The sequence below is a fragment of the Streptomyces rubiginosohelvolus genome (assembly GCF_014649875.1).
GTDB classification, from domain to species: domain Bacteria; phylum Actinomycetota; class Actinomycetes; order Streptomycetales; family Streptomycetaceae; genus Streptomyces; species Streptomyces rubiginosohelvolus.
On record NZ_BMTW01000008.1, the window covers coordinates 212,590 to 227,541 of the forward strand.

At 71.9% G+C, this 14,952-nt stretch carries 14 protein-coding genes; 9 read left to right on the forward strand and 5 right to left on the reverse strand.

The features are described 5' to 3' along the window. Positions 1-15 precede the first annotated feature (15 nt). Complete coding sequence (locus IE134_RS19905) at positions 16-1,650, reverse strand: RDD family protein (RefSeq protein WP_189431239.1); 1,635 nt, start codon at positions 1,648-1,650, stop codon at positions 16-18. Positions 1,651-1,931: 281 nt separating this feature from the next. On the opposite strand from IE134_RS19905, the gene IE134_RS19910 reads away from it, so the two are divergent. Beyond that, on the forward strand, positions 1,932-2,414 hold the full coding sequence (locus IE134_RS19910; protein ID WP_030708758.1) for an SsgA family sporulation/cell division regulator: 483 nt from the start codon (positions 1,932-1,934) through the stop codon (positions 2,412-2,414). A gap of 22 nt (positions 2,415-2,436) precedes the next feature. Here the strand turns inward: IE134_RS19910 and IE134_RS19915 are convergent, their stop codons facing one another. Next, the gene (locus tag IE134_RS19915; RefSeq protein ID WP_030708760.1) at positions 2,437-3,804 is read right to left on the reverse strand and encodes an FAD-binding oxidoreductase; all 1,368 of its coding nucleotides are present in this window, start codon (positions 3,802-3,804) and stop codon (positions 2,437-2,439) included. A gap of 92 nt (positions 3,805-3,896) precedes the next feature. On the opposite strand from IE134_RS19915, the gene IE134_RS19920 reads away from it, so the two are divergent. Further along, positions 3,897-5,567 (forward strand): tetratricopeptide repeat protein, encoded by a 1,671-nt coding sequence (locus tag IE134_RS19920; RefSeq protein WP_229823669.1) that lies wholly within the window; start codon positions 3,897-3,899, stop codon positions 5,565-5,567. 83 nt (positions 5,568-5,650) lie between these two features. Here IE134_RS19920 and hppD read toward each other — a convergent pair whose 3' ends face one another. Continuing rightward, a complete protein-coding gene (gene hppD / locus IE134_RS19925; protein ID WP_010062083.1) occupies positions 5,651-6,796 on the reverse strand; it encodes a 4-hydroxyphenylpyruvate dioxygenase in 1,146 nt (381 codons plus the stop codon). A gap of 122 nt (positions 6,797-6,918) precedes the next feature. Between hppD and IE134_RS19930 the strand changes: the two genes are divergently transcribed. The 7 genes from IE134_RS19930 to IE134_RS19960 all read left to right on the forward strand — a co-directional run bounded on the left by IE134_RS19930 (position 6,919) and on the right by IE134_RS19960 (position 13,350). Then, positions 6,919-7,392 (forward strand): Lrp/AsnC family transcriptional regulator, encoded by a 474-nt coding sequence (locus tag IE134_RS19930; RefSeq protein ID WP_010070916.1) that lies wholly within the window; start codon positions 6,919-6,921, stop codon positions 7,390-7,392. Positions 7,393-7,435: 43 nt separating this feature from the next. Continuing rightward, on the forward strand, positions 7,436-8,083 hold the full coding sequence (locus tag IE134_RS19935; RefSeq protein ID WP_010062086.1) for an ABC transporter permease: 648 nt from the start codon (positions 7,436-7,438) through the stop codon (positions 8,081-8,083). Further along, the gene (locus IE134_RS19940) at positions 8,076-9,347 is read left to right on the forward strand and encodes a betaine/proline/choline family ABC transporter ATP-binding protein (protein WP_030708764.1); all 1,272 of its coding nucleotides are present in this window, start codon (positions 8,076-8,078) and stop codon (positions 9,345-9,347) included. The genes IE134_RS19935 and IE134_RS19940 overlap by 8 nt, the downstream gene beginning before the upstream one ends. Next, the gene (locus IE134_RS19945; RefSeq protein ID WP_010062088.1) at positions 9,344-10,213 is read left to right on the forward strand and encodes an ABC transporter permease; all 870 of its coding nucleotides are present in this window, start codon (positions 9,344-9,346) and stop codon (positions 10,211-10,213) included. Before IE134_RS19940 ends, IE134_RS19945 begins: the two co-directional genes overlap by 4 nt. Positions 10,214-10,230: 17 nt before the next feature. Then, entirely contained in the window at positions 10,231-11,178 is a 948-nt protein-coding gene (locus tag IE134_RS19950) for a glycine betaine ABC transporter substrate-binding protein (RefSeq protein WP_098016829.1), read from the forward strand. A gap of 87 nt (positions 11,179-11,265) precedes the next feature. Beyond that, a complete protein-coding gene (locus tag IE134_RS19955) occupies positions 11,266-11,901 on the forward strand; it encodes an ArsR/SmtB family transcription factor (RefSeq protein ID WP_030708768.1) in 636 nt (211 codons plus the stop codon). 105 nt (positions 11,902-12,006) lie between these two features. Next, positions 12,007-13,350, forward strand: a complete 1,344-nt coding sequence (locus tag IE134_RS19960; protein WP_189431243.1) for an MFS transporter — start codon at positions 12,007-12,009, stop codon at positions 13,348-13,350. Here IE134_RS19960 and IE134_RS19965 read toward each other — a convergent pair. Together IE134_RS19965 and IE134_RS19970 are read right to left on the reverse strand one after the other, a co-directional pair. Beyond that, complete coding sequence (locus IE134_RS19965) at positions 13,310-14,098, reverse strand: S16 family serine protease (protein WP_030708772.1); 789 nt, start codon at positions 14,096-14,098, stop codon at positions 13,310-13,312. The genes IE134_RS19960 and IE134_RS19965 overlap by 41 nt on opposite strands. Before the next feature lie 109 nt (positions 14,099-14,207). After that, positions 14,208-14,852 carry an IclR family transcriptional regulator gene (locus IE134_RS19970; RefSeq protein ID WP_006124906.1) on the reverse strand — a complete coding sequence of 215 codons (645 nt, stop codon included), beginning with the start codon at positions 14,850-14,852 and terminating at the stop codon, positions 14,208-14,210. Positions 14,853-14,952: the final 100 nt, after the last annotated feature.

Here is a 14,952-nt window from a genome sequence, read left to right on the forward strand (position 1 = left end):
TCCCACTCAGCCCGCTCAGCCCGCCACGAACGTCCGGGCCGCCTTGTCGTGCCAGCACTGGCGCCACGGGCGGTCGAACAGGCACCACAGGACGTTGACCACACCGAGGACGAGCAGCCCCAGCACGCCGTAGACGAGCCAGCGGCGCAGGGCTGCTCCCAGGGACGGGGTGTCATGGGACTCGATGTCCCGTACGTCGAGCCCGAAGAGCTTCTTGCCCAGCGTCCGGCCCCACTTGGCCGTCGGCAGGGCCTCCAGCAGGAAGCCGAGGAGCAGGAACGCGGCGAGCAGCGCCCCCAGCAGGAGCCCGGTGGTGGAGTCCAGCAGCCAGACGGTGACGGTCTCCCCCGTCTCCTTCGCGGCGGTGATCTTCCGGTCGATGTGGTCGAGCGCCCGCGCCGACAGCGGGACGGCGACCGCCCCGACGACCGCGCCGAGCAGGAGGTTGTCGACAAGCCGGGCGGCGAACCGTTTGCCGAGCCCGGCGGGGCGGGCCGAGGCCTGGTTGCGGGCGAGTTGCTGGAAGGGGTCGTCGACCGGCGGCTTCCACGGCACGACGGGCTGGTCCGCACCGGCCGCCGGTCCCGCAGTCTGCTGGTGCTGGTGGGGCAGCTGTTGTTGCTGCTGCGGTTCGGGCTGGGCCAGTTGGTGGACCTGCTGGGCCCAGGAGGCCGAGCCGCCGCCGGGGCCGGGCGTCAGGGGCGTGTGCAGGGCCGCCGAAGGACCGGGGTCGGGGGACGGCGTGGGTACGGGGGCGGGTGCGGGAGCCGGGGCGGGTGCGGGAGCCGACGGCTGGGGCTGCTGAGCCTGCGGTGCGTGCTGCGCCTGCTGGGACGGGGCCGACGCCTGCTGGGCGTGTGCCTGCTGCGGGCGCGCCGACGCTTGCTGCGCCGGTACCTGGTGGGCCGGTGCCTGCGGAGCCTGGGCCTGCGCCGGGAGGGCCCGGGGTGTCGGAGCCGGGGCGAGGCTGTTCGGGGCCGCGCTCACGTTCTGCGGCCCCTGCGGCGTACCGGCGTTCGACGGCGCCGGACCGGGCGGTACGTCACCGGCCGCCGGGGCGCCGCCCCGTACCGCGTTCGGCCGGGGCCCCACCGCGCGGATCGTGACCGTCCCGTCCACCGGCGGGCGCACCCCGGCCTCCTCGGCGGGCCGGCCGCCGCTCTCCCGCATCCCCGGCAGCGCGCCGCCGGTCGGGTCCTGGGCCACCGGCGCCCTCGGGTCGGCCGACGGCGCAGGGTGGCCGGGGCTCGCGGGCTCCTGCGCAGGTCCGCCCCACTCGACCCGGCGGTCCCGTTCGCCGCCGAACCCGTTCTGGCGTGCGGCGTCCGCCTGCCAGACCGACGCGCCGTCAGCGGGCCCCGCCGCCCGGTCCGCGCCGGGTGCGCCGGAGCCGGGCGAGGCCCCCGCGTCGTCCCGGCCGTCCTCCTCGTCGAAGAAGATCGGCCCGGTCTCCTCCACCGGCGCGGTCTGCACACCGGCCGCCGGGGCGGGGGCGGTTGCGGCCGGACCCGTCTGCCGGGGCGCGGGCCGGCTCGTACCGGGGACCCAGGAAGCGCCGTTCCAGTACCGGACGTAGCCGGGGATGGAGGGGTCGGGGTAGTAGCCCTCGCGGGGGCTTTCGTCACCGGGTGCCGGAGTTGGCGCGCTCATCAGCGGGTCCCGTATCTCTTCGAGGCCTCAGGCCGTCCCCGCCGGGCGGGCGGACGGCCTCAATACAAGGGTCCACATCTATCAGACAGCCGCCCGCCCCCGGGCCGGTCCACCTGTTTGGGCCCTCTTTCGAGACGGGTTCGGGAAGGGTTTCGGGACGGCTTCCGCAACCGCCCGAAGTTTTTCCCGAAGTCGCGTAATAGGTGGCGGGGAGGGCGCTCTCTCCTTGTGCGGGACGGTCACGGGACCGGCCCATGAGCACCGGAAGGTCGTGCATGTCGATGATGAGCATCGTGGAACGTGAGCTGGAGCTGAAGCTGGTCCTGTCCCCCGAGCGGTCCATCCCGGTGCCCGCCCGGCTGACGTACCGCACGAACGACCCGTACGCCGTGCACATCGCCTTCCACATCGGCTCCGAGTCGCCGGTGCACTGGACGTTCGCCCGGGAACTGCTGGTGGAGGGCGTGTTCCGGCCGTGCGGGCACGGGGACGTGCGGATCTGGCCGACGAAGGTCGCGGGCCGCAGCGTCATCTGCGTGGCCCTCACCTCCCCCGACGGCAACGCCCTGCTGGAGGTGCCCTCCGTCGCCGTGGCCGCCTGGGTGGAGCGGACCCTGCGCGTGGTGCCGCCGGGCACCGAGAGCGACCGGCTGGGGATGGACGAGGCGCTGGCGGAGCTGCTGGCCCCGCTGCCGGCCGACGACCTGTGGCTGAGCGACCCGTGGACGGCGGAGGAGTCGCCGTCCCAGGACGGTGAGGCGTGAAAACCCCTGGCGGAAGCGGGGATCAGAAGAGCTTGCCGGGGTTGAGGAGACCGAGCGGGTCGAAGGCCGCCTTGATGGAGCGCTGCAGTTCGACGCCGGTCTCCCCCAGTTCGCGGGCGAGCCACTCCTTCTTGAGGACGCCGACACCGTGTTCGCCGGTGATGGTTCCGCCGAGTTCGAGACCGAGCGCCATGATGGCGTCGAAGGACTCGCGGGCCCGGCGGGACTCGTCGGGGTCCTGGTGGTCGAAGCAGACGACGGGGTGGGTGTTGCCGTCGCCCGCGTGGGCGCAGACGCCGATGGTGAGGTCGTACTCCTCGGCGATGGCCGCCGTACCCGCGAGCATCGCGCCGAGCCGGGAGCGCGGTACGCACACGTCGTCGATCATCGTGGCGGGCTTGACGGTCTCCAGTGCGGTGAGGGACATGCGGCGCGCCTGGAGGAGGAGTTCGGACTCGGCGGGGTTATCGGCGGGGACCACCTCGGTGGCCCCGGCGGCGGTGCACAGCTCGCCGACGGCGGCGAGGTCGGCCAGCGGGTCCGGGGTGTCGAAGGCGCAGAGGAGGAGAGCCTCGGTGGTCTCGGGCAGGCCCATGGAGGCCATCGCGTTGACGGCACGCACGGTCGTACGGTCCATCAGTTCGAGGAGTGACGGGGTGTGACCGCGCTCCATGATCCGGCACACAGCGTCACAGGCGGTGGCCGCCGAGGGGAACTCGGCGGCGAGGACGAGCTGCTGCGGCGGCTGCGGTTTGAGCGCGAGAACGGCCTTGACGACGATCCCGAGGCTGCCCTCGGAGCCGACGAAGAGCCGGGTCAGGTCGTATCCGGCGACGCCCTTGGCGGTGCGGCGGCCGGTGGTCAGGAGCCGCCCGTCGGCGAGGACGACCTCCAGACCCAGGACGTATTCGGCGGTGACCCCGTACTTCACGCAGCACAGGCCGCCGGACGCGGTGCCGATGTTGCCGCCGATGGTGCACGTCTCCCAGCTGGAGGGGTCCGGCGGGTAGTACAGACCGTGTTCGTTCACCGCGCGTGAGAGCACCGCGTTGACGACGCCCGGTTCGACGACGGCGATCCGGTCGACCGGGCTGATCTCCAGGATCCGGTCCATCTTCACCAGGGAGAGCACGATGCAGCCGTCCGAGGCGTTGGCCGCGCCGGACAGGCCGGTACGGGCGCCCTGCGGGACGACGGGGACACGCAGCGCGGTCGCGGTGCGCATGACGTGCTGGACCTGCTCGACCGTGCGCGGGAGCACGACGACGGCCGGGGTGCCGGCCTCGCAGAAGCTCGCCATGTCGTGGGCGTAGGACGCGGTGACGTCCGGATCGGTGATCAGCGCCTCGGGAGGCAGTCCCGCGCGCAGCCGTTCGAGGAGATCGCTCATGATCCAAGCGTGTCACCCGGGGCCAATGGTGTGAACCCGTGGGCGGGGGCCGATCCCAAGGCGCGGTGTGCTCGTATGACTGACGCAGAGTGATGGCCATGGATGTCATGCCGCAGCAGGGCCCGGACTCCGGCCGGCCGCCCGAGCCGTCCCCGCAGGACCCCTACGTGCTGCCCGCCGAAGGCGCCACCGCCGTACCCCCGCCGCCGCCCACGCTGCGGACGACGCTGCGCCGGGCCGCGTTCGGCGCGGTGGCCGCCGGGGTGCTGCTGGCCGGGGCGCTGGTGGCGGTGGACGACGGTGACGGGCGGCCGAAGGAGCCGGGGCCGGTCGAGCGGGCCGAGGCGGCGGCGACCGCGGGCTCCCCGGCCTCGCTCTCGGACCTCACCGCGCTGATCGGGGACCGCCAGCAGTGGGTGGAGTCCCACCCGAAGGACGCCCCGTCCCTGGCGACGCTCGGTACGGCGTACGTGGAGTGGGCGCGGCGCTCGGCGGACACGGCGTACTACGCCCGCGCCGAGCAGGCCCTGAAGCGTTCGCTGGAGGCCCAGCCGGGCGAGCGCGGGAACGGGGCCGCGTGGCTGGGGCTCGCGGCCCTGGCCAACGCCCGGCACGACTTCCTCGCGGCGAAACGGTGGGGCGAGACGGTCAAGGAGCAGCAGCCGAAGGCCTGGAACGTATACCCGGTCCTCATCGACGCCTACACCGGGCTCGGCGACCGGAAGGCGGCGACCGCGGCGACGGAGACGTTCGGCGAGCTGCGCAAGGGCGTTCCCGCGCTGGCCCGGACCGCCGACCTCTACCGGGGCAACGGCTGGCGCGAGGACGCGCTGGCCACCGCCCGGGAGGCGGCGGACCGGGCGACGCAGCCCGCCGAGAAGGCGGAGGCGCTGCACCGGCTCGGCGAGCTGGCGTGGGAGCGGGGCGAGCCGGAGGAGGCGGTGGCGCAGTTCGACGCGGCGCTGCGCACGGATTCCGGTCAGCTCACCTCGGTGGCGGGCCGGGCCCGGGCCCTGGCGGCGCTGGACCGCACCGACGAGGCGCTGGCCGCGTACCAGAGCGCGCTGGAGAAGCTGCCGCGCCCGCAGTACGCGCTGGAGCTGGGCGAGCTGTACGAGTCGCTGGGGCTGGACGGGGACGCCCGCACCCAGTACGCGAAGCTGCGGGAGATGGTGGCCGCGGCGAAGAAGGACGGGGTCGACGAGTCCCTGGTGCTGGCCCGGTTCGAGGCCGACCACGGGGACCCGGAGGCGGCGGTGGAGCTGCTGCGGGCCCAGTGGCGGGGGCAGCACCGCAGTGCGGCGGTGGCGGACGCGCTGGGCTGGGCGCTGCACCGGGCGGGCGAGTCCGAGGAGGGCCTGGAGTACGCGCAGCTGGCCGCCGACACGGGCGTGCGGAACGCCTCGTACGCGTACCACCTCGGCGTGATCCAGCGGGAGCTGGCGGACTACGGTCCGGCGCGCCGGAATCTGGAGCAGGCCGTGCGGACCAACCCGGCCTTCTCGCCGCTCGCCGCGCCGCTGGCCCAGGAGGCGCTGGACGCGCTGGGCGAGCCGCCGCCGGGGGGACCGGGCGAGATCCAGCAGCCTCCGCCGCCGGCCCCCGAGCCCGAGCCGGAGCCGGCGAAGAAGCCGGAGCAGGAGAGGAAGCCCGAGGCCCCGGCCCCGGCGCCGTCCCGTACGGCCGCCGTGAAGTCCCCGTCGCCCACCGCGTCACCCTCCGCTCCGTCCTCCACATCGCCCTCGGTGTCGAAGAGTCCCTGAAGGGGAGGCCGGGAACGGCGAACGCCGCCGCGGTCCGGGGTACTGCCCCGGGCCGCGGCGGCGTTCTGCACCGTCCGCGCGGATCAGAGGTTGCCGCGCTTCTCCTGCTCGCGCTCGATCGCCTCGAACAGGGCCTTGAAGTTGCCCTTGCCGAAGCCCATGGAGCCGTGGCGCTCGATCATCTCGAAGAAGACGGTCGGCCGGTCCTGGACCGGCTTGGTGAAGATCTGCAGCAGGTAGCCGTCCTCGTCGCGGTCGACGAGGATCTTCAGCTCGCGCAGGGTCTCGACCGGAACCCGGGTCTCGCCGGCCCACTCGCCGAGGGTGTCGTAGTACGAGTCGGGGGTGTCCAGGAACTGCACACCGGCGGCGCGCATCGAGCGGACCGTGGAGACGATGTCGTTGGTGGCGAGCGCGATGTGCTGGACGCCCGCGCCGCCGTAGAACTCCAGGTACTCGTCGATCTGCGACTTCTTCTTCGCGATCGCCGGCTCGTTGATCGGGAACTTGACCTTGAGCGTGCCGTCGGCGACGACCTTCGACATGAGGGCGGAGTACTCGGTGGCGATGTCGTCGCCCACGAACTCCTTCATGTTGGTGAAGCCCATGACCTCGTTGTAGAAGCCGACCCACTCGTTCATCCGGCCCAGCTCGACGTTGCCGACGCAGTGGTCGATGGCCTGGAAGGTCCGCTTGGCGGGCGGCTCGACGATCGGCTTGGCCGCGGCGAAGCCGGGGAGGTAGGGGCCGTCGTAGCCGGAGCGCTCCACCAGGGTGTGGCGGGTCTTGCCGTAGGTGGCGATGGCGGCGAGGACGACCGTGCCGTGCTCGTCCTTGACCTCGTGCGGCTCGGTGATGCCGCGCGCGCCGTGCTCGACTGCGTACGCGTACGCGGCCCGGGCGTCCGGGACCTCGATGGCGAGGTCGACGACCCCGTCGCCGTGCGCGGCGACGTGGTCGGAGAGGAAGGTGCCCCACTCGGTGGACGCCTTGATCACGGAGGTGAAGACGAAGCGGGCTGCGCCGTTGGTCAGGACGTAACTCGCGGTCTCGCGGCTGCCGTTCTCCGGTCCGGAGTAGGCCACGAGTTTCATGCCGAAGGCGGTCGAGTAGTAGTGCGCGGCCTGCTTGGCGTTGCCCACGGCGAAGACGACCGCGTCCATTCCCTTGACCGGGAAGCGGTCGGCCTGCGCTGCGGTGTCGGGGCTGGTGTGCAGAGTCTCAGTCATGTTCGAAGGCTCTCCCCGCATCGCAAGGTGCGCAATAGTTCGCGCAATCACTGGTCAATATGTGCAGTGGATCGCCATGATGGCCGGACTATCTGTACAGGCTGACCACCGGAGGCGGGCCCATGGCGATCGATCATCTGGACGGCCGGCTCATCGTGCTGCTCGCGCGTGAGCCGCGCATAGGCGTCCTCGAAGCATCCCGGCGGCTGGGGGTGGCGCGCGGGACCGTGCAGGCGCGGCTGGACCGCCTTCAGTCGAATGGCGTCATCCGGGGGTTCGGCCCCGACGTGGATCCGGCGGCGCTCGGCTATCCGGTCACCGCGTTCGCCACGCTGGAGATCAAACAGGGCCAAGGCGCCGACGTACGGGCGCATTTGGGTGGCGTACCGGAGGTGCTGGAGCTGCACACCACGACGGGGCACGGCGACATGCTGTGCCGGCTCGTCGCCCGTTCCAACGCCGATCTCCAGCGGGTGATCGACCGGGTTGTCGGATTTGATGGCATTGTCCGGGCCTCCACAGCGATCGTCATGGAGAACCCGGTTCCGCTGCGGATCATCCCGCTGGTGGAGCAGGCGGCCGAGGACACCGGCTGAGCCGGAGGGCTCGGCGACACCGACGGAGCCGAGGGAGTGCCGTGTGAGCTTCTGGGAGTATCTGATCACCCGCCACCAGCAGCTCCTCACGGACGCGTTCCAGCACGTCAGCGCGGTCTTCCAGTGCATGGTCATCGCCACCCTGCTGGGTGTGGTGATCGGGGTGGTGAGCTATCGCAGCGGCTGGGGCGGCTCGCTGGCGATCACCTCCACGGCGACGATCCTGACCATCCCCTCCCTCGCCGCGATCGGTCTGCTGATCCCGCTGGTCGGGCTCGGGGTCGCCCCCACCGTGATCACCCTGACGCTGTACGGGCTGCTGCCGATCGTCCGGAACTCCATCGTCGGGCTGCGGGGCGTCGATCCGTCGCTGGTCGACGCGGCGACGGGCATCGGGATGTCGCGCACGGCGCGGCTGCTCCGGGTGGAGCTGCCGCTCGCCTGGCCGCCGATCCTGACCGGGATCCGGGTCTCCACGCAGATGCTGATGGGCATCGCCGCCATCGCCGCGTACGCCTCCGGGCCCGGTCTCGGCAACGAGATCTTCCGGGGCATCGCCTCGCTGGGCAGCGCCAACGCGATCAACCAGGTGCTCGCGGGCACGCTCGGCATCGTCATCCTCGCCCTGCTCTTCGACGCCGCATACGTCCTGCTGGGACGGCTGACCATCCCGAGGGGGATCCGTGCCTGAGACCGAGACCGACACCGCGGCCGTCGCGCGGGAGGAGTCCGCGGCCACGTCCGGGGCCACCATCCAGCTGGAGAACCTCACCAAGAGCTATCCGGGGAATCCGAACCCGGCCGTCGAGAACGTCTCGATGGAGATCAAGGCGGGCGAGACCGTGATCTTCGTGGGCCCGTCCGGCTGCGGGAAGTCCACCACGCTGAAGATGATCAACCGGCTGATCGAGCCGACCTCGGGCCGGATCCGGATCGACGACGAGGACGTCACGGACATCGACCCGGTGAAGCTGCGCCGCAAGATCGGGTACGCCATCCAGTCCTCCGGGCTCTTCCCGCACATGACGGTCGCGGACAACATCGCCCTGGTCCCGAAGATGGTCGGCTGGTCCAAGTCCCGGGTGAAGGACCGGGTCGAGGAGATGCTCGACCTGGTGGGCCTGGACCCGCGCGAGTTCCACGGCCGCTATCCGCGCCAGCTTTCCGGCGGGCAGCAGCAGCGGGTGGGCGTGGCGCGGGCGCTGGCCGCCGACCCTCCCGTCCTGCTGATGGACGAGCCGTTCGGGGCGGTCGACCCGATCACCCGGGACCACCTCCAGGACGAGCTGATCCGGCTCCAGCACGAGCTGCACAAGACGATCGTGTTCGTCACCCACGACTTCGACGAGGCGATCAAGCTGGGCGACCGGATCGCGGTGCTGCGGGAGCGGTCGCACATCGCGCAGTTCGACACCCCCGAGGCGATCCTGACCAACCCGACGGACGACTTCGTCTCGGGTTTCGTCGGGGCGGGCGCGGCCCTGAAGCGCCTCAACCTCACCCGCGTACGGGATGTGGGCATCGCGGACTTCCCGACGGTGACGGTCGAGGACCCGCTCCAGACGATCTTCAACAAGCTCCGCAACGGCCCGCACAACGAACTGCTGATGCTGGACCGCCGGAACCGCCCGTACAAGTGGCTGCGGCGCGGCGATCTGATGCGGGCGCGCGGTTCGCTGGCGCGGGCCGGGCAGCTGGTGCACGACACGGTGACCCGGGACGCGACGCTGCACGACGCGCTGGAGGCGGTGCTCACCGACAGCGGGGGCCGGGTCGCGGTGACCGGGCGGCGCGGCGAGTTCATCGGGGTCGTCGACATGAAGACGCTGATGGACAACGTGCAGGAGCTGCTGGAGGCGGACCGGCTGACCGCGATGGAGCACCAGCACGAGCTGGAGGAGCAGCGCGTCCACCAGACGGAGCAGGAGCTGGAGGGGGGTGGCGGCGGAGTATGAGCCCCAGCCATCAGTCAGGCTCCGGCAAGGGCCCGGCCGCCCCGGCCCGGCCGCCGGGCGAACACGACGTCAAGGGCCACGCGTTCCACGACGAGGAGAGCGACCCCTCCCCCGCCCCGGCCGCGCCGCAGCGCCGGATCACCTGGCGGAAACTGGTACTGCTGCCGGCGGTGCTGGCCGTCATCCTGGTCATCACGTACGTCTGGATCACCAACATCCATCTGGACTCGATCGCGGAGAACTCCCTCTCCGGCGGCAACGTCCAACTGCGCTGGTGGCAGCACGTGCGGCTGACGGCGATCTCGACGTTCTGGGTGCTGATCATCGCGATCCCGCTCGGTATCGCGCTGACCCGGCGGCGGCTGCGGAAGGCGGCCCCGGCGTTCACGGCGCTGGCCAACATCGGGCAGGCGACCCCGGCGATCGGTCTGCTGGCGCTGCTGGTGATCTGGCTGGGCATCGGCCCGCGGACCGCGATCATCGGCATCGTGATCTACGCGGTGCTGCCGGTGCTCTCCAACACGGTGGCGGGCCTGCGGGCGATCGAGCCGAACATGATCGAGGCGGCGCGCGGGATGGGGATGTCCGGGCGGGGCGTCCTGCTGAAGGTGGAGCTGCCGCTCGCGGTGCCGCTGATCCTGGCGGGCGTCCGTACGGCCCTGGTCCTGAACGTGGGCACGGCGACGCTGGCCACGTTCGGCGGGGGCGGCGGGCTCGGCGACCTGATCACCTCGGGGATCCAGACCCAGCGGATGCCGGTGCTGATCATCGGCTCGGTGCTGACGGTGGTGCTGGCGCTGCTGGTGGACTGGCTGGCCTCGCTGGCTGAACTGGCGCTGACGCCGCGCGGGCTGGAGGAGCGGTGAGGAGGAAACTGCTGCTGATGGTCGTGGTGCCGGTGCTGCTGCTGGGCGGCTGCGGGCTGAAGAGCGGTTCGCCGATGGTGGACGAGGTGTCGCCGGGGTCGGTCGGGCAGGGCGAGCCGCTGAAGGGCGCGACGCTGACGGTGACGTCGAAGAACTTCAGCGAGAACATCATCCTGGGCCAGATGACCGGCCTGGTCCTCAAGGCGGCCGGAGCGGAGGTCCTGGACCGGACGAACCTGCCGGGTTCGATCAGCGCGCGCGAGGCCATCATCAACGGCGACGCCGACGTCCAGTGGGACTACACCGGCACGGGCTGGATCACCTTCCTGGGCCACGCGGAGCCGATCGTCGACCCGAAGAAGCAGTACGAGGCGGTACGGGACGAGGACAAGGGCAACGGCGTGATCTGGCTGCCGCCGGCCCCGCTCGACAACACGTACGCGCTGGCGATCAGCAAGAAGAACAACGCGAAGTACCAGCTCAAGACCCTCTCGGACGTGGCCGCCCTCGCGAAGAGGGACCCGGGCGCGGTGACGATCTGCGTGGAGAACGAGTTCGCCTCGCGCGACGACGGACTGCCGGGCATGGAGAAGAAGTACGGGATGAAGATCCCGGCGGGCAACATCCAGAAGATGGACGCCGGGATCATCTACACCCAGGTGTCCGAGTCCACCTCCTGCCTGCTCGGCGAGGTGTACACCACCGACGGCCGGATCAAGGCGATGAACCTGGACCTCCTGGAGGACGACAAGCACTTCTTCCCCAACTACAACGCCTCCCCGGTCGTCCACGAGGCCACCTTCGAGAAGTACCCGGTGATCGCGGAGCTGCTGGACCCGCTGGCCCGGAAGCTGACGACGGAGGTCGCGCAGACGCTGAACGCCAAGGTGGACGTGGACGGCGAGGATCCGCACGAGGTGGCGCAGGAGTGGCTGGTGGAGGAGGGGTTCATCGAGGAGGGGTGAGCCGGGGCGAGTCGCAAAGGATGCGTTGCAAAGGATACGTTGCAAAAAAGTCTTGCAAAGCGTTCTTTGCAACTCTACGGTTGGGGCATGCCGGAGAACGAGAACGCCCCCGGGGGCGAGAAGGCCCCCCGCCCCTACCACCCGGGCGGCGAGGGCCGAAAGCTGCACACGGTCGACGCCCGCACCCTGCGCGCCATCGCCCACCCGCTGCGGATCCGCCTGCTGAACGCGCTGCGCGAGTTCGGCCCGGCGACCGCCTCGAAGCTGGGTGAGCGGCTGGGCGAGTCGAGCGGCGCGACCAGCTACCACCTGCGGCAACTGGCGGATTCCGGCCTGGTCGAGGACGCCCCGGAGCTGGGCAAGGGGCGCGAGCGCTGGTGGCGGGCGATGCACGAGGGGGCGATCTTCGAGAGCGCGGACTTCCTCGCGCACACCGATCCGGAGGTGCGCGGCGCCATCGGCGTGGTCATGCACGAGGTGGCCACCACCCACGCCCAGGAGCTGAACACCTGGCTCGGCACGATGAACGAATGGCCGCAGGAGTGGCGGCAGAGCTCGGACATGAGCGACTTCAAGGTGCGCCTCACCCCCGAGCTGGCACGGGAGCTCTCGGCGAAGCTCCACGCGGTGGTGGAGAGCTACCGCGATGTGGTCCCCGAGGACACCGAGGGCTCGGCCGTCGTCCGCACCCACCTGCACACCTTCCCGCGCCCTTCCGAATGACGGCACCGCACACCGCATCTCGCACCGCCGCCTTCCGTCCGGCGTAACCACCGGCCCGGGGAACCATCGATCCGGGGCATCGATCGACTCGGGGGAGAAAGAACCATGGGGAACCGCATCCCGCTCGCCGCCACGCTCGCGGCCAACTCCATTTCCACCGCAGGCACTTCACTGACGCTGATCGGCGTCCCCTGGTTCGTCCTGGAGACCACCGGGAGCGCGGGCCGGGCCGGGGTGGTCGCCTTCTGCGCCACCCTCCCGATCGTCGTCGCCGCGCTGATCGGCGGACCGGTCATCGACCGGTTCGGCCGCCGCCGGACGGCCATCGTGTCCGACGCCGTGTGCGCGGCCGCCATCGCCGCTATCCCGCTGCTGCACTTCGCCGGCGCCCTCGACTTCTGGATGCTGTGCGCGCTCATGGCGCTCAACGGGTTCTCCCACACCCCGGGCAACACCGCGCGCTACGTCCTCGTCCCGGACCTGGCCGAGCACGCCGGGACCACGCTCCCCCGGGCCGCCAGCCTCTTCGACGCGGTGTCGCGCGGGGCCCGGATGGTCGGCGCGGCCCTCGCCGGGGTCCTCATCGCCTTCGTCGGCGCGGAGACGGTCCTGCTGCTGGACGCGGCGACCTTCGGGCTGTCGGCCCTGCTGATCGCGGCGGGGGTACGGGGCGTGCGTGCGGCCGAACCGCGGAAGGCGGAGGCCCCGGTCTCGCTGCGCGCCTACGGCACCGAACTCCGCGAGGGTTACGCCCACGTGCTCGGCAACCGGCTGCTGCTGGCGGTCGTGGTCATGGTGATGTTCATGAACGGCACCGACCAGGGCTGGAACGCGGTCCTGCTCCCGGTGCACGCCGAGGGCGAGCTGAGCGGCGCGCCGGCCATCGGACTGCTCACCGCGCTGTTCGGCGCCGGCGGCCTGACCGGAGCGCTGCTGTACGGGGCGGTGGGGCACCGGTTCTCGCGCCGGGCGGTGTTCACGGTGTGCGTGATCCTGTGCGGCGCGCCGAGGTTCCTGGTCGCCGCGGTGACCGGGACGACGCTGCCGCTCGCGGTGACGATGCTGCTCGGCGGGATCGCGGGCGGCGTGCTGAACCCGATCCTGACGACGGTGATCTACGAGCGCGTACCGGACCGGCTGCGCAGCCGGGTGTCGGGGGCGCTGACGGCGGGCTGCGAGTTCGCGATGCCGGTGGGCGGGCTGGCGGCCGGGCTGCTGGTGGAGGGCGCGGGGGCGACGGGGGCGCTGCTGGCGATGGGCGGGGTCTACTTCCTGGCGACGCTGAGCCCGCTGGTGTTCCCGTCCTGGCGGACGCTGGACGACGTGCCGGATGCGGAGCCCGTACAGGAGGCACCAAGGCCGGAGCCCGTACCGTCGGCACAGGCACCGGCACCGGCACCGGCACCGGTCAGCAGCTCGGCACCTTCCCGCCCGACTCCAGGGCCTTGAGCGAGCCGACTGCGTCCTTCAGCGTGGAGACGGGCACGATCCGCAGCCCGTCGGGTCGCTCGGCCTCCGCCTGACGGCACTCGGCCTTCGGCACGAGGAAGACGCTCGCCCCGTCGCGGTGGGCGCCCTGGACCTTCATCGACACGCCGCCGACCGCGCCGACCTTGCCGTCCGCGGTGATCGTCCCCGTACCGGCGATGGTGCGGCCGCCGGTGAGATCGCCGCCGGAGCCGTTGCCGTCGAGCTTGTCGATGATGCCGAGGGAGAGGAAGAGCCCGGCGCTCGGGCCGCCGATGTCGCCGAGGTCCACGTCCACCCGCATCGAGCCGGGGTCGCGGTCCAGGTAGTTCAGGGCGGCGTCGACGGCGACGTTCTGCGACTCCCTCATGTCGTCGAGGTTGTGCTTCTCGATCTCCTTCTCGGAGCCGCCGGTGGGGTAGACGGCGTCGCGCGGCATGACCGCCCGGTCGGTCCGGAACCAGCTGTCGAACACCTCACCGATGCGGACGTCCGCCTTCGGCCCGGTGGCGAGGATCGTCGTCATCCGCAGCTGCCCGTCGGTGGTCCGGGTCTCGGCACCGGTGATGGTGATCACCGGCTGCCCGTCGTCCTTGCCGAGCACGTCCGCGGTCACCCCGGGCCGCGCCAGGGTGAACGGCAGCGGCGCGAGGGCCGCCGTACCGAACAGAGCGAGGACGGGGAGTGCGCAGAGGGCGAGGACGCGGGGGCGCGAGAGACGAGAGAGCACGCACCCAATCTAACCGCCGCGCCGGAACGGGAACGCGCCAGGCGTACGCCGCCCCGCGCGCGCTCCGACGCGTACGTATCCACGTACCGGGGGCGTACGGTCACCCCGCCTACCGCAGCGCGTCCGCCACTTCCCGGGCGGCGTCGAGCACGCGGGGCCCGACCCGTTCCGGTACGGCGTCGGCGAGCATGACGACACCGACGCTGCCCTCGACGCCCGAGACCCCGACCAGGGGTGCGGCCGCCCCGCTGGCACCGGCTTCGAGTTCGCCGTGGGTGAGGGTGTAGCCGGGGTGGCCGGCCTCGGTGGCCTGCCGGGCGGACAGGATGGCCCGGCCCGCGGCGCCCCGGTCCAGGGGATGGCGGAAGCCGGCCCGGTAGGCGACGTGGTAGTCGGTCCAGGTGGGCTCGACCACGGCGACCGCGAGGGCGTCGCTGCCGTCGACGAGCGTGAGGTGGGCGGTGGCCCCTATGTCCTCGGCCAGGGAGCGCAGCGCGGGCAGCGCCGCTTCCCGGACGAGCGGGTGCACCTGTCGGCCGAGCCGCAGCACACCGAGGCCGACCCGGGCGCGGCCGCCCAGGTCGCGGCGTACCAGGGCGTGCTGCTCCAGGGTGGCGAGCAGCCGGTAGACGACGGTCCGGTTGACACCGAGCTTGTTGGACAGCTCGGTGACGGTCAGGCCGTGGTCGGTGTCGGCGAGCAGTTTGAGGACGCGCAGTCCTCGGTCGAGCGTCTGGGAGGTCTCCGCTGTCACGACGCCCTCTCCTCTTCGGGGTGAGCGACGACGGCCCTGCTCCGACGGTAGCGACGCCGGTCCCAGCGGCGACGCACGGAGAGGCCGCCGGTCTGGCAAG

Excerpts from the sequence above, each read along its gene's own strand:
- IE134_RS19905 (WP_189431239.1), bottom strand. The coding sequence starts at position 1,650 with ATGAGCGCGCCAACTCCGGCACCCGGTGACGAAAGCCCCCGCGAGGGC.
- IE134_RS19910 (WP_030708758.1), top strand. The coding sequence starts at position 1,932 with ATGATGAGCATCGTGGAACGTGAGCTGGAGCTGAAGCTGGTCCTGTCC.
- IE134_RS19915 (WP_030708760.1), bottom strand. The coding sequence starts at position 3,804 with ATGAGCGATCTCCTCGAACGGCTGCGCGCGGGACTGCCTCCCGAGGCG.
- IE134_RS19920 (WP_229823669.1), top strand. The coding sequence starts at position 3,897 with ATGGCCATGGATGTCATGCCGCAGCAGGGCCCGGACTCCGGCCGGCCG.
- hppD (WP_010062083.1), bottom strand. The coding sequence starts at position 6,796 with ATGACTGAGACTCTGCACACCAGCCCCGACACCGCAGCGCAGGCCGAC.
- IE134_RS19930 (WP_010070916.1), top strand. The coding sequence starts at position 6,919 with ATGGCGATCGATCATCTGGACGGCCGGCTCATCGTGCTGCTCGCGCGT.
- IE134_RS19945 (WP_010062088.1), top strand. The coding sequence starts at position 9,344 with ATGAGCCCCAGCCATCAGTCAGGCTCCGGCAAGGGCCCGGCCGCCCCG.
- IE134_RS19950 (WP_098016829.1), top strand. The coding sequence starts at position 10,231 with ATGGTCGTGGTGCCGGTGCTGCTGCTGGGCGGCTGCGGGCTGAAGAGC.
- IE134_RS19955 (WP_030708768.1), top strand. The coding sequence starts at position 11,266 with ATGCCGGAGAACGAGAACGCCCCCGGGGGCGAGAAGGCCCCCCGCCCC.
- IE134_RS19960 (WP_189431243.1), top strand. The coding sequence starts at position 12,007 with ATGGGGAACCGCATCCCGCTCGCCGCCACGCTCGCGGCCAACTCCATT.